The organism is Spirosoma aureum (genome assembly GCF_011604685.1).
Taxonomy (GTDB): Bacteria; Bacteroidota; Bacteroidia; order Cytophagales; family Spirosomataceae; genus Spirosoma; species Spirosoma aureum.
Map to the genome: position 1 here is coordinate 4,252,129 of NZ_CP050063.1, position 20,415 is coordinate 4,272,543.

The 20,415-nt window shown below is 49.7% G+C and carries 18 protein-coding genes; 6 read left to right on the plus strand and 12 right to left on the minus strand.

The genetic code is table 11. The features are described 5' to 3' along the window. Window positions 1–37: 37 nt before the first annotated feature. Window positions 38–214: a hypothetical protein gene (locus tag G8759_RS16790; protein ID WP_167209909.1), complete on the plus strand. Its 177-nt coding sequence runs from the start codon at window positions 38–40 to the stop codon at window positions 212–214. A 67-nt stretch (window positions 215–281) separates the two neighbouring features. On the opposite strand, the gene G8759_RS16795 is transcribed toward G8759_RS16790, so the two are convergent. From G8759_RS16795 to G8759_RS16845, 11 genes are all read right to left on the minus strand, one after another. Beyond that, window positions 282–1,244, minus strand: coding sequence for an AAA family ATPase (locus G8759_RS16795; RefSeq protein WP_167209911.1), 963 nt, complete (start codon window positions 1,242–1,244; stop codon window positions 282–284). Window positions 1,245–1,348: 104 nt separating this feature from the next. Then, complete coding sequence (locus tag G8759_RS16800; protein WP_167209914.1) at window positions 1,349–2,728, minus strand: peptidylprolyl isomerase; 1,380 nt, start codon at window positions 2,726–2,728, stop codon at window positions 1,349–1,351. A 147-nt stretch (window positions 2,729–2,875) separates the two neighbouring features. Then, window positions 2,876–5,239 (minus strand): peptidylprolyl isomerase, encoded by a 2,364-nt coding sequence (locus G8759_RS16805; protein WP_167209916.1) that lies wholly within the window; start codon window positions 5,237–5,239, stop codon window positions 2,876–2,878. A gap of 137 nt (window positions 5,240–5,376) precedes the next feature. Next, complete coding sequence (locus tag G8759_RS16810; protein WP_232074282.1) at window positions 5,377–6,048, minus strand: hypothetical protein; 672 nt, start codon at window positions 6,046–6,048, stop codon at window positions 5,377–5,379. A 42-nt stretch (window positions 6,049–6,090) separates the two neighbouring features. Next, window positions 6,091–6,429, minus strand: coding sequence for a n-acetylglutamate synthase (locus G8759_RS16815; protein ID WP_167209920.1), 339 nt, complete (start codon window positions 6,427–6,429; stop codon window positions 6,091–6,093). 7 nt (window positions 6,430–6,436) lie between these two features. After that, a complete protein-coding gene (locus G8759_RS16820; RefSeq protein WP_167209922.1) occupies window positions 6,437–7,504 on the minus strand; it encodes an agmatine deiminase family protein in 1,068 nt (355 codons plus the stop codon). Window positions 7,505–7,557: 53 nt separating this feature from the next. Further along, entirely contained in the window at window positions 7,558–8,238 is a 681-nt protein-coding gene (locus tag G8759_RS16825) for an HAD family hydrolase (protein WP_167209924.1), read from the minus strand. A gap of 42 nt (window positions 8,239–8,280) precedes the next feature. After that, complete coding sequence (locus G8759_RS16830; protein WP_167209926.1) at window positions 8,281–8,532, minus strand: hypothetical protein; 252 nt, start codon at window positions 8,530–8,532, stop codon at window positions 8,281–8,283. A gap of 54 nt (window positions 8,533–8,586) precedes the next feature. Continuing rightward, window positions 8,587–9,273, minus strand: coding sequence for a 3-keto-disaccharide hydrolase (locus tag G8759_RS16835; RefSeq protein WP_167209928.1), 687 nt, complete (start codon window positions 9,271–9,273; stop codon window positions 8,587–8,589). 165 nt (window positions 9,274–9,438) lie between these two features. Continuing rightward, on the minus strand, window positions 9,439–10,596 hold the full coding sequence (gene mnmA, locus G8759_RS16840; RefSeq protein ID WP_167209930.1) for a tRNA 2-thiouridine(34) synthase MnmA: 1,158 nt from the start codon (window positions 10,594–10,596) through the stop codon (window positions 9,439–9,441). 440 nt (window positions 10,597–11,036) lie between these two features. Further along, complete coding sequence (locus G8759_RS16845) at window positions 11,037–12,329, minus strand: glucuronyl esterase domain-containing protein (RefSeq protein ID WP_167209932.1); 1,293 nt, start codon at window positions 12,327–12,329, stop codon at window positions 11,037–11,039. A 139-nt stretch (window positions 12,330–12,468) separates the two neighbouring features. On the opposite strand from G8759_RS16845, the gene G8759_RS16850 reads away from it, so the two are divergent. Then, window positions 12,469–14,118 carry a 2,6-beta-D-fructofuranosidase gene (locus tag G8759_RS16850; RefSeq protein WP_167209934.1) on the plus strand — a complete coding sequence of 550 codons (1,650 nt, stop codon included), beginning with the start codon at window positions 12,469–12,471 and terminating at the stop codon, window positions 14,116–14,118. 127 nt (window positions 14,119–14,245) lie between these two features. Here G8759_RS16850 and G8759_RS35920 read toward each other — a convergent pair whose 3' ends face one another. After that, the gene (locus G8759_RS35920) at window positions 14,246–14,419 is read right to left on the minus strand and encodes a hypothetical protein (protein WP_232074283.1); all 174 of its coding nucleotides are present in this window, start codon (window positions 14,417–14,419) and stop codon (window positions 14,246–14,248) included. A 356-nt stretch (window positions 14,420–14,775) separates the two neighbouring features. Between G8759_RS35920 and G8759_RS16860 the strand changes: the two genes are divergently transcribed. The 4 genes from G8759_RS16860 (at window position 14,776) to G8759_RS16875 (ending at window position 20,403) form a co-directional block, all read left to right on the plus strand. Continuing rightward, entirely contained in the window at window positions 14,776–15,909 is a 1,134-nt protein-coding gene (locus G8759_RS16860; RefSeq protein WP_167209936.1) for an XdhC family protein, read from the plus strand. 58 nt (window positions 15,910–15,967) lie between these two features. After that, window positions 15,968–16,423: a (2Fe-2S)-binding protein gene (locus tag G8759_RS16865; protein ID WP_167209938.1), complete on the plus strand. Its 456-nt coding sequence runs from the start codon at window positions 15,968–15,970 to the stop codon at window positions 16,421–16,423. 33 nt (window positions 16,424–16,456) lie between these two features. Then, window positions 16,457–18,709, plus strand: coding sequence for a xanthine dehydrogenase family protein molybdopterin-binding subunit (locus G8759_RS16870; protein WP_167209940.1), 2,253 nt, complete (start codon window positions 16,457–16,459; stop codon window positions 18,707–18,709). A 92-nt stretch (window positions 18,710–18,801) separates the two neighbouring features. After that, a complete protein-coding gene (locus G8759_RS16875) occupies window positions 18,802–20,403 on the plus strand; it encodes a carboxylesterase/lipase family protein (RefSeq protein ID WP_197933143.1) in 1,602 nt (533 codons plus the stop codon). The last annotated feature ends 12 nt before the right edge of the window (window positions 20,404–20,415 follow it).

Below are 20,415 nucleotides of genomic sequence, written 5' to 3' on the forward strand. Positions count from 1 at the left end.
TTTTGCGTTGTAGGTGTAAACAAACGAACAAAACGTTATGGAACAGCCACAGAAGGAAGAGAAAAAAGATAGAGACATAGACACGTCATCCAGGCCAGATAAAAACTTTTTAGTGAGCGAAAACCACAACGACGTCGATGCTTCGGGCGTAGACGACAACTCGACAGGAAAAAAAGAGGATTACCTGGGTAAATTAAATGTAGAAGAGAATTAATTATAAGCAAAAAGCCGATCTATCAGACATAGATCGGCTTTTTGCTTATGTAGGCCTGTTGCTTAGCTTAGAGCATACGTTTGATCAACTGCTCAACGGATATCCCCTCAGCTTCTGCTTTAAAGTTACGCACTACGCGATGACGAAGAATCGGTAAAGCAACGGCACGTACATCCTCGATATCGGGCGAATATTTGCCGGTCAGCAGTGCATTGCATTTGGCTGCCAGAATCAACGCCTGCGACGCCCGTGGCCCAGCACCCCATTCCAGATATTGATTCGCATCCGAAGCGGCTAATTCGGTATTTGGGCGGGTTTTGTGAACGAGTTTAACTGCGTATTCAACAACGTTATCGACAACGGGTACCCGGCGCACCAGGTGCTGGAACTCCCGGATTTCTTCCCCTGTAATAACTTGCTGTACTTCGTAACGCTGATCGCTCGTGGTGCTTTTTACAATGTCCAGCTCCGATTGATAAGACGGATAATCGAGGTATATGTTAAACATGAACCGGTCGAGCTGAGCTTCAGGTAGGGGATAGGTTCCTTCCTGCTCGATAGGGTTCTGCGTGGCCAGCACAAAGAACGGACGGCCTAAGTTATACTTCTGACCAGCAATGGTAACTGCATATTCCTGCATCGCTTCCAGCAAAGCTGATTGCGTTTTAGGAGGTGTCCGGTTGATCTCATCGGCTAGAATGATATTAGCGAAAACAGGCCCTTTAATGAATTTGAAATTTCGTTCCTGATCGAGTGTTTCGGAGCCCAGAATATCCGATGGCATCAGGTCAGGCGTAAACTGGATTCGATTAAACTCCAGGTCAAGGGCGCCGGCAATGGTCTGAATAAGCAGCGTTTTAGCCAACCCCGGCACACCTACCAAGAGGCAATGCCCCTGACAGAAAATAGCCGTCAACAGCAGTCTTACGGTATCATCCTGACCAATAACAACCTTGGAAATTTCAGATTTTAGTTTTTTGTAAGAGGTAGTAAGGGCTTCTGCAGCCGCAACATCCGATGAGTAAGGCACAGGTGAAAAGGGGTTAATGATGAATACTAAATGATGAGACGGTTTGCCGATTAGGATGTGTGATGAAGGTCACCAGTCATCCACATCGGCAAACCGTCTCATCACTAATTTCCGCCCTGACCGAGGGCGGCCGCACTGTTTTGGGTAGTACCAAAGATGCGACAGCTTTGAAATTCAGGATCGACGGTGATATAAACATCAGCAACCGACTTTCGGAACCACTCATCAATAGCGCGGTTCTTTTTGTTGGTTAACACAATGTTCTGGAGTTTTTCAAAATCAATCTTGAAATCGGCCGTGTGGGGCGCTACTTTACTCTTGAAATACAAGATCCGTACCGCACTTTTACCGTCTTCAGTACGGTAAGGCAGCGGAGCCGAAATACTACCCACTTTCATCGTATCGAGCATCTGGAACATCGCATATTCCATTGTGCCATCCATAGCCAGACGACTGCTTCCCGATTGTGCATCGCGAATAAGGCCACCAGCGTCGGCTGTGCTTTTATCTTCTGAAAAGTCGTGGGCGGCCTTATCAAATTTTATCGAATCGGCAACGATAAGTGTCCGTAAACTATCCAGATAATGGGTTGGGCCTGTTAAATCCAGCCGATTATAATCGGGCCGGATCAGGATGTGCCGGGCGTGGTATTCTGCACCGCGGGTTTCCAGTAACTGAATGAGGTGAAGGCCAAAATCAGATTCAACAACATCCGAAATGTCGTTCGGTTTTAGCTTCAGAGCCGCTCCTTCAAACGGGGCTACCATCGCTCCCCGCTTGGCAAAGCCGAGGTCACCACCATTCTGGGCAGAACCAACATCTTCTGAATTTTCTTTGGCTAATTTGGCAAAGTCTTCACCCGCCTGAACACGCTTTTTGAGATCCAGCAATTTCTGGCGAAGCACTTCTTTTTGCTCTTTGGTCGGTTTCGCAAACCGGACAATTTGCCCGACTTCAACGTCAGCAGGCATATAAGGCAGACTGTCTCTCGGGATAGCATCAAAGAATTTACGAACATCACGAGGGGTTACCTTCATGTCGGTCGTGATCTTCTGCTGCATTTTCTGAACAATCTTCTGGTCTTTCACCTGCTGGCGAAGCTCACTCTTGAGCATCTCCAGGCTTTTACCGTAGGCTTCAATGATGTTTTTCTCGGAACCAAACTGCTGGACCATGTATTGCATCCGCTGGTCGAGTTCACTGTCTACGATCTTATCATCGACAACAACGGAGTCAATCTCCGCTTTCGCCAGCATCATTTTGTTAATAACCAGACTTTCCAGTAACTGGCATTTCTGGGGAGGGGTTTGATTCTGGCCAACATAAGATTGGTAAGATTCTTCAAGATCAGACCGCAGAACGTAGTAGTTATCGACCTTTGCAATGATCTTATTCAGGCTTACACCCTGACCCTGGCCAAAGACCGGTGCGGTCAGAAACCAGCCCATCAAAACGATGAAAGCACTACAGATTACTTTTTTCATGATCTAAATATACGCACAGAACCTAAATAGCTCTGAGTTTTAAGGAAATTTAAGAGGGAAACTTGCTTTAAGTGGTTAGATTTCGGATGTTGGACACTGGACTTTCCGTTTCTACTCATAGAAATTTAACCACTGTTCTTTTATCGTTTACTTCGCTAATTTCCGGATTTCGTCTTCATTAACTTTCACGGGATACTTTTGCCGAAGCTGAGCAATCCATTGTTGTTCGAGTACCGTCTGATAATCGTTAATGACCGCACCCCTGGCCTCGGCAAACGTTTTACCCCGCGCCTGTTCAATGCGGCTGATCGTTATCGAAACAGATTTCCCATCCCGATTAAATGTTGTCGTTCCTTCTTTCCATTGATCGATACTGTCCAGAAATTGATTGTTCCCTTCCGCAAAAATGCCTTCGGTAACCGTTAGGGCTGGATTGCCCGAGGTAAGCTGATAGTTGCTGTTCAGAACTTTCGCAATATCGGTCTTGGCATTCGAAAAATACTGAAACGAAATTCGGCGCTGAACCCCTGTGTCTTTTGTCGCATCGGTTGTTCGGCGGGGTGGAGCTCCCTGATAATCCTTCTCCGCGATGCGATTCAGCGAAATCCCGCTCTTCTGTAAATAACTGACAACAGCTCGAATCCGACCCGCCGAAACAGAATCGCGTTCTGCCGCATCATGAGCCCCCGATACTTCAACGACATAGTCGGGATTACGGGCAAGAGTCACCAACACGTCATACATATTTTCCCGCTGCGGGGCAGTCAGAGCCGTTTGGTTACGATCATACAGCAGATCGGCCGCCGACCGTTTGAGTTGATAGGGCGGTTTTACGGCCAGCATTTCGCGGGCTTGTTTCAGCAAATCGTCGTTCTGAGCCACAATGATCGTTGCGACAGCCCGTTCTGGGAAACGGTATTTATCTTTGTTTTGATCAAAATACTGTCGTTGCCCGGTTGAGTCCGTCATCGAGCGTTCCCAAACGTTTTGCTCCATTACCTGCGAGAGCAGGACACCATCCCGAATCTCATTGAGCAGCGAACGAAATTCAGACGATTTTTTGTCCAGATTCGCTTCTTCAGTAGCAATTAACTGATCGCCTTCAAACCGGTCGAGTAATCGGCGCATCGAAACCGCAGGTGAGCCCGCAGAAGGCGTGACGGGATTCGTATTGGCTAAAGCCGGATTGCGCTGAGGGAGCTGTTTCTGACGCACATACGCGAAAAACTGGTTAGCTGTAACGGGCTTTCCGGAGATCGTAAAAAGGGGTTTATTCTGCAAGGCGGGATCAAGTGGTTCGGTATAGCGCCATTGCCCGCGCAAAAGATTACTATCGGCTTTGGCTAATGCGGTTTCAACCACCACTTTATCCTCCTGGATCGCGTACTCTTTCTTTAACCGTTGTACAGTAGCCTGCCGCAATACATCCGCGCGGGTATCGGTCATCACGCGCTGACGTAGCGAAGGGGCCAGATCTGCATAAGGCTCCAGCCCTTTACGTTCAACGAGCTTAATGATGTGCCAGCCGTAGTTAGTACGGATAGGTTTCGAAAGTTCACCCGGTTTGGTTAAGCCAAAAGCCGCTTCTTCAAAAGCGGGGACTTGCTTATCGACGCCAAAGATTGGTAGCAATCCGCCGTTCGTTCGGGAGGTAACATCGTCAGATACTTCCTGACAAACGGTTTCAAAGGCTTCTCCTTTTTGCAGGCGGGTATAGGCCGCATCGATACGATCCTGGGCGGCTTTCTGGCCCGTTTCGTCTGCACTGGGGCTCAGACGAACCAGGATATGAGCGACCCGTAGTTTCCCACGGCTCGGCCGGCGGTTGTTGACCTTGATCAGGTGATAGCCTGCTCGTGACCGAACGGGCATCGAAACCTGGCCAACGGGCGTCGTATAGGCAACAGATTCTAATGGGTAAACCAGCGAAAAGGCTGTAAGGTAGCCCAGATTTCCACCATTGGGCGCTGTTTGGCTATCCTGTGAATTAGTGCGGGCCAGTGAAGCGAAATCAGTACCGGCCAGCGCCTGTTTGCGAATAGACAAAGCCTTTTGGTAGGCCGCAAGCGTATCGGCCGGAGCGGCATCTTCTACAACCGAAACCAGAATATGCGATGCATTAATTTCCTCCTGCATCCGCTGGTAGGCTTCGGCCGACAGGGATTCGACCAGCACTTTATCGGTCAGATATGACTGGGCCAGTTGCTTTCGATAGGTGTTCATTTCCTCCCGAAAAGCTTCGGTAGTGTCGCGTCCTTCTGTCTCAGCAGCCAGTACTTTAAGTTTCAGATTGGTGTACAGGTCGAAGTAATTCTTAACGTCGGTTCGTTGGGCAGAATCGGACGAGAACTGATTTTTTGTAAACGACTGAAAGAAATCGTCCGTGGTGAAGGCTTTGTTCCCCAGCGTCAGAATAATCGGCTGTGGGGGCGTTTGCTGAACCACTGGTGCGGTTGTTTTGCAAGCCGTTATGGCAAGTGCCAGCAAGATACCGCCTGTGAATTGGCGCATAGCGTCGGAATAGAAAATTGATATATGGGGTTACTATCTGCTACTATCGGTAGTACTGGTCGCAGGCTTCAGTAGACTAAAAACCAAGTTAATGGTAAAAACATTCGTTCTTCTTTAGCAACGCTACAGGCGAATGCTTATTGGCGATTGGGCTGGATTTTCACGGTTTTAAGGACAATATCGTAGTCGAGATGATACTCAAAGGCGTCGCGTAGGTTTTGACCGGTAAACACGGTGGGTACATGCACAATCCGTTGCTTTTTTTGTCGTAACTCGGCTTCGTGAATCTCAACGCTGCTTTGTCCGAGCAGATCGTCGTCGTCAAGCTGATCAACGAGTTTCAGGCTGATGCCCGACGCGACCAGACCAGCCGCTATGTATTTCAGTGGGGTCAAAACTTCCGTGGCTGTGATGACCAGTGCTGCTGGCCCTGACACGATGTTATGCACCTGGCGAACCCGGTCCAGCATTTGCTTTGCCCGGTTGTAATCGTCCACTTCAATCAGCACCAAAGACGCAACTATACGACCGTTGTGAGGCAGTTCCAGACTAATGGGCAAGGCTTTGGCAGAACCGGCTGCCCGCAGGTCGAGCTGTTGACCTTGCTGCATCGGTTCTACACCCCAACCGCCATTGACAACCGATACGGGTTTGTTTTTGGCGTCAAAACTCGTCATGGAATAGGCCATCATCAATTCATCACGACGACTAACGGTTTCTTCCAGATTTACTGCTTTCAGCAAATGTGGCGTTAACTCAGCGGTAAGCGCGGTTTGCCTGGAACATCCACTTATAACAAGTGAAAGCATGAACGAGATAATGAGTGAACAGATTCGCATAAATTAAGTTGCTCAGGAGGGAATTTCGTCGACGATAGACTCGCCCGACGATTCGTCACCACTGGTCCATTGCCAGCGTTCATGCAGCCGGATGCGGCCATCGGGCAGCGTTTCGGGCGTTGATCGACACCGACCTGTCATCAGTTCACCCTGCGTATTGACGTGCTGATAGCGCATATCCAGACTCTGATCCTCCTGAACAGTAGCGATCAGGAACCCTTTCACAATGGCTCCACCTCCATAATCTGCCCAAACGAGCGGGCCCTGCTGGTGGTAATGGAACACGGTTTCACCACTGACTTCGCCGTTATCGGTGTTGGCAACGGATCGAAACGTTTTGTTATCGTACATAGATTCGTCAGACACTAGGTTCCTGTTGGCTCAGACAATGAAAACTGCCCAGCCCCCAGACAATATCGGTCGAGTCGATGCCAATTACCTGGCGGCCGGGAAAACACTGGCCGATAATGTCTAATGCTGGCTGATCTTTATGGCAGCGGAACGTTGGAACAATAACTGATTTGTTGGTTATCAGAAAGTTGGCATAGGAAGCCGGTAGCCGCAGCCCGTCGCTCACGACCGGATCGGGCATAGGCAGTTCGACAATGGTCAATTGCTTTCCATTCAGTAACCGCATCTGCTTCAGTTCCTGATGGATTTCCTGAAGAAATGGGTAATTGTCGTCGTTTTGATTCGACTCATAGGCTGCCAGTACCGTGTCCTCGTTCACGAAACGGACCGTATCATCAATATGGCCGTCGGTATCGTCGCCAACGATACCCTCTTCTACCCAAAGTACTTGCTGAACGCCGTAGAAATCACACAGATATTGCTCAATTTGAGCCTGCGTCAGCTGGCTGTTGCGATTTTGGTTGAGCAGGCAGGCCCGACTCGTCAGTACGGTTCCAGCCCCGTTGAACTCAACCGAACCGCCCTCCATAATGATGCCCGGAGTTACATAGTCCAGACCACGATAATGGGCAATTTCTACCGGAATCAGATCATCGCGGTCATAGGGTGGATACTTGCCTCCCCACGCATTATAGCCCCAATTCACGATCATCCGCTGTTTATTCGTCGGATTGATCAGAAACGCTGGGCCATGATCACGGCACCACGAATCATTGGTCGGGTGGGGTAGAAGGGTAATCCGATCCATGTTTACGCCAGCCGCCAGCAGACGAAGTTTGGCCGCCTGAATCACAATGTCGTTGTGGGCATTGATGCAGACCTGTTCGCTGTCAGAAATGGCCTTAATGAAATCGATATAAGCTGGAAACATCAGTTCCTGGCGCTCGTTGGTCCACGACGCTTCGGTATGTGGCCAGCTCAACCAGGTTGCTACGTGGGGATGCCACTCGGCCGGAAAGAAAAAGCCCTCACGGGCAGGAATCAGGGACGTTTCGGATGAAGAGGTCAAAGACATGAACGTTGGTACTACAACAAATTGATCCGGCAAAGGTACGAAATACGGGTGGGTCAATGAACCGTTTTATTGACCACTTCGCGGATAGCGTCTACAGTTAGCCCAATAAAATCATCCACAATCAGCGAGGCTCCCGAACTGGCTAGTTCATCTCGGGTCAGTGTAGTCGCAACGGCGATAACAGCCATACCCGCCCGTAGTCCTGCCTGAATACCCGCAAACGCATCTTCGAAAACCACACATCGTGTGGGTTCGACGCCTACACGTTCGGCTGCTTTCAGATAAATTTCAGGATCGGGTTTGCCATGTTTAACCATACTTGCATCGACGACGGTGTCGAAATAAGGCCGGAGCAACAGGCCGTCAAGTGTAAAGTGCACATTGCTCATCGGTGCCGACGTGCCAATGGCTGTCGGAACATTCCGGGCTTTCAGAGCCTCTAAAAGCGAGATCAGGCCTGGTGCTGGCTGGAGATGAGGCCGATAGAGCTCCCGATAAATGGCTTCTTTTTCTTCAGTAAGAACGATCAGTTCGCCGGGCTGGATAGGACGCTGGAACACATAGGCCATAGCATCAGCCGATACGCGGCCGTTGATATGGTCAATGTATTGATCTCGAGTTAATGGGATGCCTTTTTGTTGCGCAAACTGGAGCCAGGCATTGATATGAAAGTCAGTATTATCAACTATAACGCCGTCCATATCGAAGAGGGCGGCAAACGGAACGTCGGGCATGGGAAAAAAATGGATGGAGGTACAAAGAAAGCAGATTGTTGCTTACGCTGCATCGTCCATGGCTTGTGTTGAGGGGTTTACCGGCAAAATATCACCCGCCAGAACTGCGGCTTCGTGAAGTAATTCCGTGGCTACCAATTCATCAGTTACTGTCTCGATGCGGTTATCAAACAGGTCTTCGACCTCATCGGCTGACTTCAGGCCAACCAAAAGCCGGCCAACATACAGGAGGTTAAGCGAGAATCGGAGTTCGGGAAGGGCGCGGCTGTGCCGGGTTTGGGGTTCATGTTGCATGGTACCTGATTAACAACTGCCGCACCAAAAAAGTACCTTTAGCGGAGCAGACACCTACAATTCCTTGATTTTTAAGTTTCGGAAGTAAATAGGGGCTCCTGCATGTTTGCCCTGTAAACCAATGAACCCATGTAAAGGAAGGTCTGCTGCGGGTTTATTGAGCCAGGCCGGAACATCAGAACCATCAGGATTTTTCTTGGTCGAGGTGAATTTTGTCAGATCAATCGTATTTACAAGTTGATTATTGAGGACGATGTAAATCATTTTGCCCTGGCAAGTCACCGTATAGCGATTCCATTCGCCGGGCTTTTTAACTACACTTTTGGTAGGGCCCTGATGGCCGAAGAAAGCCCCGCATTGCCAGTTCGTGGGCGATTCTGACCATTTCTTGGCATGATCGTCGGCAATCTGAATTTCGACCGAGTTCGGAATCCAGTTGGTGGTGTCGCTGCAATGCACCACAACGCCACTGTTGGTTCCATCGGCCGTTTGAAAAAATAAATCAAGTATAAAGTCATTATAGGGCTTGGCCGTCCAGATTGATTTATCAGCAGTAGCGGTCAATACACCTTCCTCAAAACTCCAGACACCTTTAGGATAGCCAGCGTCAGAAAGATCGCGCTCAAAGAGTGGTTTCCAGCCAGCTCCGTTTGTATTTGGGTGGCCGGTAGGAGGTGTTTGGGCAAAAAGCTGAATAGTTAAGGCTACCAGCCAGCCCGTTAATAGCAAGCACTTCTTCATGGAGGTTAAGTTGTTGCAGTCTAGTTACAAAGAAAGCCGTTTAACGACAAAGGCCCATCGTATGCAGAGAATTAATTTCTAGACATACGATGGGTCTTTACCCGTGAGTGATAATCAGATCGAGAAGAGTCGATCAATTCCATTGCACCCTGCATCGATTCAGGCTTAAACTAAAGCTACCTGATCGCCTGTTTGATGCTGACTCTGCGAAGCATCGCTCTGGCGGAAGCTTTTCATAATCCAGCCACCACCAATGACATCGTCGCCTTCGTAAAAAACAGCGGCCTGACCGGGCGCAATTGCTGAGACCCCTTCATGGAAAAGCACTTCGATTTTATCGTCGGAAAGTTGCGAAATAGTGGCTGGCGTACCCGCATCTTTGTACCGTACTTTGGTGACCGTTTCGAGCGGACCAGCAATATGATCGTATTTCTGGAGATTCAGTTTGCTGACAAGCATTCCATCACGATACAAATCTTTATCTACGCCTAAAACCACCTCGTTCGTTTCTTTCCTGATTTCAGTTACGAACATGGGTTGACCAAATGCCATGCCCAGACCTTTCCGTTGGCCAATGGTATAAAATGGATAACCCTGATGTTTGCCTAACACTTTGCCGGTACCTTCCAGCACGAAATTGCCGCCAGCTACCTCTGTTTCCAGACCAGGCACTCGCCGTTTCAGAAAACCACGGTAGTCATTATCGGGTACGAAACAGATTTCATAGGATTCTGACTTTGTGACAAGTTCAATAAAGCCCCGTTCTTTAGCCATTTCGCGGATTTCTGATTTCCGAAGGTGGCCAAGCGGCAACTTTGTCCGGCTCAGACTTTCCTGCGATACACCCCAGAGCACATAGGATTGATCTTTAAGGGTATCAACACCTTTTGAAATAATGTGCCGGCCATTTTCTTCCCGAATGTGGGCATAGTGGCCAGTAGCAATGGATTCACAGTCAAGCCGATCAGCCCGGCGAAGCAGCGCATCCCACTTAATGTGGGTGTTACACAAAACGCAGGGGTTAGGAGTTCGTCCTTCAAGGTATTCGCCCGTAAAGTGGTCGATCACATAATCACCAAATTCTTCGCGAATGTCCAGAATATAGTGTGGGAATCCCAGACTGACGGCAATATTGCGGGCGTCGTTGATGCTGTCGAGGCTGCAACAGCCGGTTTCTTTCTTTGTGCCGCCCGACGAGGCATAATCCCATGTTTTCATGGTCATGCCGATTACTTCATAGCCTTCTTCATGCAGCATAACCGCTGCCAGTGAGGAGTCAATGCCGCCACTCATGGCGACTAAAATGCGTCCGTGTTTGCTCATAATGATCTGCCAGGATTCAAAGTCCTGCGATTTGTAAATTAGTACGATCTTCTTTAGTGATGCTGCTGGTAATCAGTATTTTAGTCAGGGAATTGACTCGTATGAACACAGATTAAAAGCCCGCAAAGATACAGTCTAACACTATTTGAAGAAAATCCATTCAGGCAGTACCGACAATTTTAAGGCCACATCAACCAATACGGGCTTTTGGAAAAACCGAATAAGAAAGATAAATGTCCACTCCCTTATGCCGTCCGACCTTAGCTGTCTCATCGGATTTCCAAAGGGCCGTGTTAATGGCGGCTAGAAACCGATACTATTCGCAGAATAGTAGTGTTAACAGCTCGGAGACACAATAAGAGGGGTAGGGTTGAGTTCGATCTATATTACCTGCTGTCCCACTCAATCATAGGATAAACGCCCGAAAACTTCTTACGAAATCAAAGGTATTTTTTCATGTAGGCAATCAGATGAGGCCAATCGGTGGGCAAAACCGTATGACCACCTTCGTGCATAAAGTAACCAAGGTGATTCAACAGCAAAGACGTATCGTTGGCTGAGGGTGTGTCTGTGGGTTGCGGACCGCTTTCTCCGAATAGTTTATAGACCGGGGCCGCTGCCACCGCCGACAAAAACTCACCCCTGGGATCTGACCAGTAATCAGTGCTGCCCGTCTGGAGAAGTAAAGGCCGGGGAGCCATCAAAGCCACTAACGTGTGGCCATCGATCGGTAAACTAGTTACCTTGTCTCCATACGTATGATAGTTGGTAGCAAACTGATACTGGTACCGGGTGGAATCGGTAATATGCTTGATCGTTTCACCAAAATTACGTCGACTCAGGGCCGCTCCCCCTTCGCCCGAAATACTGGCAATGACCAGCTTGAATCGGGTATCGTGGATGCCTGCCCAAAGAACCGCTTTACCTAAACGGGAAGCACCCTGGAGAGCAATTCGTTTCGAATCAATCTGCTTATCGGTTTCGAAGTAATCCATAGCCCGACTAAGTCCCCAGGCCCAGGCCGAAATGGCTCCCCATTCAGTTGGAGCTGGTTCGGTTTGACCAGATTTTATATACTTTCCCCGAATACCATAGCGAATTCCCTCCTTAAAATCCGGCTCGATATCCCCGTAATAAACCGTAACAAAGCCAATTCCAGCCTCTAAAAATTGATCAACATTCATTTTGCCAAAGTTGCTGGGTTTGTCGGATCTAACTTTTTTGCCTTCCCGGTTCCAGATCGAACCAACCAGTAACCCCGGATCGTCAATGATCTGGTTGTAAGCCGAGAAAGAAATATTCATTAATAAAGGAGCGGGTTGTTTGATGGCCTTCGGCAGATAGATGACTAGATTCATCTTATAGTCGGATGTATCGCGGGTAAAATACACCGTTACCTGTTTACGAATCGCCTTTCCCTGAAAAGCAGGTGTTCCCTGATCAAAGACCCTAAAGCTCATTTCCGTTGGGCGAGGGGGCATTTTCCCAAACTGAATTTCTTCAATGAGTTTAAGCAGTTCAGGGCGACGTTTTTGTGTCCAGGTCCTGGCATTGGTTACTGGTTGACCGTCAGCGCACTTCAGTAAATCAGGGAGTACGTAAGAACCCACCGAGTCTTCCTGATAATTAACGGGAATTCCGGCCACCAACGTTGGCCGATTGGCGGGTTGTTGCTGAGCGGTTCCCTGAAGGGAAAGCGCCATCAAGAGGCCTGAGAGCAGGAATCTTTTCATCGGTTCAAGGGAGACGTTTGTACTACGAATGGACCAGGGCAGTGACGGCTGCGTAAGTGCCGAACGAATTAGTGAACGGCTTGCTCTTAAAAGTATAAATGCCCCAATTCATACTTCAGCCTGTATTGACTCTACTCAGATGAAACCAGCTTTTAAATACATAATGCTATACCTGTTGCTCTTGTGTGGTAGTGGTTCACTTCAGGCGCAGGAGCGATCCATCAAGATCACCAAGCGATACCTGAACCTGCCCGTTTCGCAAAAGCAAAGCAGGGAAACCATGCACTTTAGGGTAGGTGATAAGCTGGAACGCTCATTCAAAATAAGGCTGGCTGGTAGTAAACCCGACTATTGGGTGTTTTGTGACATGGCTGCTCTACAGGGTAAAACCATTACCATCGGCTACAAGGGCACGCCGGAGGGATTGAGTAAAATTTATCAGGACGATCAAATTGCCGGTCAGGATTCGCTCTATCAAGAAAAGAATCGTCCGCAATACCACTTTTCTACCCGCCGGGGCTGGATCAACGATCCGAACGGCATGATCTTCTACGAGGGAGAGTACCATCTTTTTTACCAGCATAATCCGTACGAACGGGAGTGGGAGAACATGTCCTGGGGGCATGCCGTCAGTACGGATATGATCCATTGGAAGGAATTGCCAACCGCTCTGGTACCCGATAGCCTGGGAACGATGTTTTCAGGGTCAACCGTGATCGATTATGCCAATACGGCTGGCTTTAATCAGGGAACGATACCGGCAATGGTCGCTTTTTTTACCGTTGATAATCCGGAAAAACAAATTCAGTGTATGGCCTATAGTTTGGATAAAGGCCGTACCTGGACAAAATATGCAAGGAACCCGCTGATCGATTCGAAAGCTAAATGGAACAGCAAGGATACCCGCGACCCGCGCGTGTTCTGGTATAAACCCGGCAATCATTGGGTGATGGTGCTAAACGAGCGGGACGGCCATTCGGTCTATACCTCAAAAAACCTCCGGGAATGGGCGTATGAAAGCCATGTGACGGGTTTTTGGGAATGCCCGGACTTATTCGAATTGCCCATCGATGGTGATAAAAGTAAGACAAAATGGGTCATGTATGGCGCTTCAACCACGTATATGATCGGCTCATTCGATGGGAAAACCTTCACGCCCGAATCCGGCAAACACTCCTATACGTCCGGCACTATCTATGCGGCCCAGACCTTTGCCAATATGCCGGAAAACGATCCCCGACGCATTCAAATTGGCTGGGGCCGCGTTCAGCAACCCGGAATGCCCTTTAACAACATGATGTTGCTGCCAACCGAGCTAAAGCTTCGTACGACCAAAAATGGCCTGCGATTGGGTAGTGTACCGGTTCGGGAAACCGAGCAACTATTTGAACCAGTTCAGCAATGGACGTCACTGAGTGCTGCCGAAGCGAACGAGAAGCTGAAATCGTTTCAGCCGTTTGACCGGTTCAGAGTAAAGACAACCATAAAACTGTCGCATGCAACCAGTGCGGGCTTTTCTCTATTGGGCCAGCGGGTGCTGGACTACGATCTGAATGCTAATCTGGTCAATGGTATTTTCTATTCGCCGGAAGACATGACCAGCATGGAACTGACGGCCGATATCTATGTGGACCGGACCTCTATAGAGGTATTCATCGATAACGGGGCCTATTCGTACTCGATCGAAAGAAAACCGGTTTCGACAGCTAAAGATGCCCTTCAGTTTTGGGGTAATCGTATCGAGATCAAGGACCTTAAGCTATATACGGCCAAATCGATCTGGAAATAGTGCCTTGTGCTGAGCTAGCTTCCTGTCAGGTAATGTCAATGAAGTTTACGACCAGTCTTGTCTCAGAGAGCCGTGCCACGGTTAAAAACCATGGTACGGCTCTCTGAGACAAGACTGGTCCAAATCATTACATTCTTCGGATCTCCCCAACCTGAGCATTGTTTTTGTGAACCCATTTCATGCCCGCTTTAATAGCTATCATGCCCATCCTGCCCGATCCGGCAAAGTCAGTTCCCGCGAGTTCGTTCAGGTAAAGAAAGCCTTGTAATCCCAGCCGATGGTTGTTCTCGACGACTACCATGGTCAATAGGGTACATATGGTTGATTTACTTAGGAAACTCGTGGCGCTACTACCTGTGAAAGACAGTGGTTGAGTTGACCGAAAACGTTAATGGCTAAACCGCTAAATCGACATAGTATCGTCAAATAATGCAGTTAATTTATTCTCCCTAAAGGTAGACTTTACCGAACGGTAGCCAAAGTTACTCCCTACTAAATCAGTAAAAATGGTAGTAACATCCGTAATCTGTATACCACCCACTAGCCGTTTAATCGAGACCTTTGTCAGGATGCCATCCTGATTAAACAAGTGGATGATGGACTGCTTGAGTCTATTCGGACGAGTTTCTGGCTATAATCCCATCGAGTGCGCAAGACATGAAAGAAATCAATCGTATTCTGACTGTTTATGAGCAAATTGACCATTTTCAGCGTAAGGTGGCGCTGGCAACGGTGGTGTACGTAGAAGGGTCAGCTTACCGACGGCCAGGAGCCCGGATGCTGGTCAGTGACGATGGCCGCTGGGAAGGGGCTATCAGTGGCGGTTGTCTGGAAGGAGACGCCCTGCGCAAAGCCCGACAGGTTATGCTCGATGGTAAACCAATGGTCGTGCGCTACGATACGATGGATGACGACGCCAACAGTCTGGGCGTAGGACTGGGCTGTAACGGCATCATCGACGTGTTTTTGGAGCCTATTGACCCCACCGATCCAACCAATCCCATAGCTTTGTTAAGCGAATTCAGTCAGCGTCGTGACCGTCGTGTCATTGCCACAATTTGCCGGAGAACACCCGGTACGGGCTTACGGGAGGGGAGTCGATTTGTGCTCACAGAGCACCCCACGGATGCGGTTCCAAACTGGCTTCGGCAGGATATGGAACTGGTTATGCAGGTCGGCAAACCCCTGACTTCCATTATTCCGATACCCGGTGGTATTGTTGAAGTCTTTATCGAACGTCTGGATCCCGGTATCGAGCTAGTGATTTTCGGAGCAGGCTACGATACGATCCCACTCACAAGGCTGGCCACCGAAATCGGCTGGCGGGTCACGGTAACCGAAGACTGTATTGCACACTTAGCTCCCAAACGCTTTCCGGAAGCGACCTGTTTGCTCTACGCCGATGCTGATGCCGTGACGGACAAACTTGCCTTCACGGATCAGACAGCCGCTGTGCTGATGTCGCACAACTACACCTACGACCTGGCTGTGTTGACCAGGCTTTTGAAAACTGAGGTGCCCTATATTGGCATGCTGGGTCCACGTAAACGTTACGAAAAAATGAAGAACCAGTGGGAGCGAACGGGATGCTCGTTTGACGCATCGAGCCTGAAACGGGTTCATTCTCCGATTGGTCTGGATCTTGGCGCAGAAACCCCCGATGAGATCGCGCTTTCCATTCTGAGTGAAATCAAAGCCTTTTTCAGTCAGCGGAGCGGAGGTTTTCTGACCGACAGATCTGGCCCCATCCATGATCGGATAACCACTGAACAGAACGCTGTTTTTGTTTAATATGAGATCTATTATCTTGTGATTCAAACGCTTACTATAACGATTAAACCCTATCACTGTGGCCACATATAATCTAAAAATTAACGGAAAAATCAGGCAGGTAAACGTCGACCCATCGACGCCCATGCTTTGGGTATTACGTGATCATCTGGACTTGCCCGGCACCAAATACGGCTGTGGTATCGCTCAGTGCGGAGCCTGCACCGTCCATTTGAGTGGAACGGCAGTTCGCTCTTGCCAACTGCCGGTTTCGGCCGTCGGCAAGGAGGCCATCACCACCATTGAAGGCTTGTCGGTCAAAGGCGACCATCCCGTTCAGAAGGCATGGCTGGAACACGATGTGGCGCAGTGTGGCTACTGCCAGGCGGGGCAAATCATGAGTGCGGCTTCCCTGCTGAAGTCCAATCCGAATCCCGGCGATGCTGATATCGATGCCGCCATGAGCGGGAACATCTGCCGGTGTGGAACGTACCTGCGCATTAAAGAAGCCATCAAATCAGCGGCCAAAAAGTAAGACAGCCGTCAACCCGTTAACAAAACCTTGACCATGACTACTACTAAATCGACATATAACCGACGCTCCTTCCTAAAGGCTTCCTTGCTGTCAGGTGGGGGTATGATGCTCAGCATTAGCTGGTTATCAAGCGCGAAAGCCGCTGATAAACTGCAGACCCTGAATGTGCCCGAGCAATGGGCCCAGCTCAACGGCTACATTCAGATAACAGCTGACAATGTAGTTAAACTCATGTGCCCAAATCCCGAATTTGGCCAGAACGTGATGACTTCGTTGCCCATGATCGTTGCCGAGGAATTAGACGTAGACTGGAAAAACGTTGTCGTTGAGATGGGGCCGCACGACAGCACGAAATTAGGGCCACAGTTTACGGGCGGCAGTAATTCAGTCCGGATGTACTGGAAACCGCTCCGGGAAGCCGGGGCCGCTGCCCGACAGATGTTGTGTCAGGCAGCCGCTCAAACCTGGAATGTGCCGATAGAAGAAGTAACGACCAAAGCGGGCGTATTGCATCATTCGAGCGGGAAGTCGGCGAACTATGGTGAAATGGCCAGTAAAGCCGCTACCCTGGCGGTGCCGAAAGGCATGAAACTAAAAGCCCCGAAGGATTTTAGCATCGTCAGAAAATCCAAGAAAAATGTAGAGGGCTTCAAGGTCGTAACCGGAAAACCGCTATTTGGGCTGGATTATCGGGCTGACGGTATGCTCATTGCCATGATTCAGCATCCGCCAGCCTTCGGTATGAAGCTGAAATCGTTCGATGCGTCGCAAACCCTCAAAATGCCGGGCATTAAGGAGGTTTTTAATCTGAAATTGTATGAAGACGGTTTCGAGCAAGGTGGTTTCGATACCCGGACGTTCAATGATTTGCTGGTCATCGTTGGCAAATCGACCTGGGAAGTTATGAATGCCCGCAAAAAGTTACTCGCCCAGTGGGAGCCGATCGGGGATACCAAAGATACCATGATGGGTAGGGGCGGCAAACGAGAGGTTGTAGTTCCGGGAGGGCTTGAAAGCACCACTGCCCAGCTGGAAAAAATGCAGGAGTATGCCAAAAAACCAGCTCAGCAATTGAGAAAAGACGGCGACCCCGAAACGGCTTTCAAGAATGCGGCTCAGGTAATCGAACGCACCTATAATGCTCCGTTTCTGGCCCATAACTGCATGGAACCGATGAATTTCTTCGCCCATGTGACGGAAGAAAAGGCAGTGCTGGTAGGCCCGTTGCAGGCACCTGGTTGGATCGAACCGACACTGTCGAAAATTTTAAATCTTCCCGCCGACAAGATTGAGATTCAGATGACTCGGATGGGTGGAGGCTTTGGTCGCCGGGCGTATGGCCATTATCTCACCGAAGCGGCTCTGATCTCCAAAAAAGCCAAAGCACCGATCAAACTCATCTACACCCGCGAAGATGACATGACCTACGGGATTTATCGCCCGATGTACACGGCAACGTATCGTGCGGCTTTAGACGCCAATAAAAACCTGATTGCCTTTCATGTGAAAGGGGGTGGCATACCCGAACATGCGATTCATGCCAATCGTTTTCCGGCTGGTGCCGTAGATAATTACCTGGCTGAAGGCTGGGAGATACCTTCCAATATTACCATTGGTGCGTTCCGGGCCCCACGTTCCAACTTTAACGCAGCCGCCGAACAATCCTTCCTGGATGAAGTAGCTGAGGCTATGGGTAAAGACCCCATCGAGTTTAGACTGGAGCTTCTAAAACGGGCCAAGGAAAATCCGGTTGGCAAAAATAATGAGTACGACGCCGACCGGTATGCGGGCGTGTTGACATTGGTACGGGATAAGTCGGGCTGGAATAAGCCCGGTAATGAGAAGTACCATCGTGGTGTAGCTGCTTATTTCTGTCATAACTCCTATGCGGCCCACGTAGTCGATATGGTGACCCGAGAGGGTCAGCCCTACGTGGAGCGAGTATTCAGTGCCATGGACTGCGGTATCGTAATAAACCCCGATGCGGCAACCAATATGGTGCAGGGAGCAGTGGTCGACGGGATCGGCAATGCTTTTTATGGTGCTCTTACGCATAAAAATGGGGCTGCCGAGCAAAGTAACTTCAACAATTACCGCATCATCCGGCATAACGAAGCGCCAAAACTGATTGAGGTTCACTTTGTTGAAAATGACCTCGACCCGACCGGGTTAGGTGAGCCCCCCTTTCCGCCGGTATTTGGAGCCGTAGCCAATGCGTTGTATAAAAATACCGGCAAACGGCAATATAATCAGCCCTTTAAGCCCACGCTGGACAAGCGGATTTAAGCTGCAATAATGCACGTCGACGCATCCAAGGCACTATAGCCGCTTGGATGCGTCGACGCAATGAATCAAGTATCACCCTGGACCAAAGCATCGTGAGAAAAATAATATTGGTAGGGGTTGCCCTCCTGATTACCCACGCCTTGCAGGCGCAACAATCAATGCCAACGGTCCGTACGGCCTCCGGAATCGTACGTGGCGTGACCGAGGGGGATATTTCCAGCTTCAAAGGCATTCCGTATGCAGCAGCCCCGGTCGGTGCCAATCGCTGGCGGCCACCCCAGCCTGTTCCTGACTGGGAGGGCGAGCGCGATGCCAGCAAATTTGGAGCAGATGCTCCTCAAAGAGGATTTTCTGCTGGTGCGGCAGCCCTGTCGCCCAACTCATCCGAAGACTGTCTTTTTCTTAATGTGTGGAAACCCGCCAATGCTACCGAGAAATCAAAGCTTCCGGTTATGGTGTGGATTCACGGAGGTGCGTTCGTATTCGGTAGCGGTTCTCAGCCGGATTTTACAGGGTCTCAGTTTGCCCGGCAAGGCGTTATTCTGGTCACAATCAACTACCGACTGGGCCGATTGGGCTTCTTCGCGTTTCCTGCGCTAAGTCGCGAGCATCCGGAAGAACCCAAGGGTAGTTATGCTTACATGGATCAGATTGCTGCCCTTCAGTGGGTGAAGAGGAACATTGCCGCCTTTGGCGGAAATCCAGCAAACGTTACTATTTTCGGTGAGTCCGCAGGCGGAGTCTCGGTACTTTCTCTTCTCTCCATACCGGCGGCAAAAGACCTTTTTCAGAAGGCGATCAGTGAATCGGGTGGCGCTCGTGACGGCGTGCTGACAGGGCGCCCAATCAATAAAGAAAATGCGGATGTGAATTATCCGGTATCGGCTGAAACGATCGGGGTGAACTTCGCTAAGCGGTATGGCATCGAAGGCACCGATGCGGCTGCGCTGGCTAAGCTCCGTGCGCTCAGTGCTGCCGAGATTGTAGATGGCGGTCAGGAAACCGCGGGGCAGGGTGGACCGCAAACCTATTCAGGTCCGATTTTCGATGGCAAGTTCGTTGTGGAAACTGCCGAGAGTGCTTTTAAGGCTGGAAGGCAGCCGAAGGTACCCTTACTAATCGGGTCGAATAGCGCCGAAGTACAGGCCGGCTTTGTCAATGCCAGATCGAAGGAAGAATTGGTCGCTATGTTCGGTCCCCTGAAGAATGAATTTACCGCAGCCTACGACCCAGATGGTAACACTGAATTCGCCCGGATGCTTACACTGGTCAACACCGACAAGGTTTGGGCGGAGCCGGCCCGATTCACCGCAAGGGCTTTTGTCGCCAAAGGTGCACCGGCATACCTTTATCTTTTCTCCTACGTCGACCCTTCCATGCAGGAACGAATGCGGTATGGCGCAGCCCACGCGTCTGAAATTGTTTATGCGTTCGACAACCTGAGAGACCGAAATGGCGTCACCGTTAGCCCCAAAAGCAAAGCGGTTGCTCAGATGATGAATACGTACTGGGCCAACTTCGCTAAAACGGGTGATCCCAATGGCAATGGACTGGCCAAATGGCCCGTTTATGATCTAAAAAAGAATGATGTTTTTGAGTTTCGACCCGATGGATCGGCAGCTAGTACGACCGATCAACGAAAAGCAAGGCTGGACGTGATGGAGAAAGCCGCCACGGCGACGAAGTCAAATTAGAAGAAACACAGC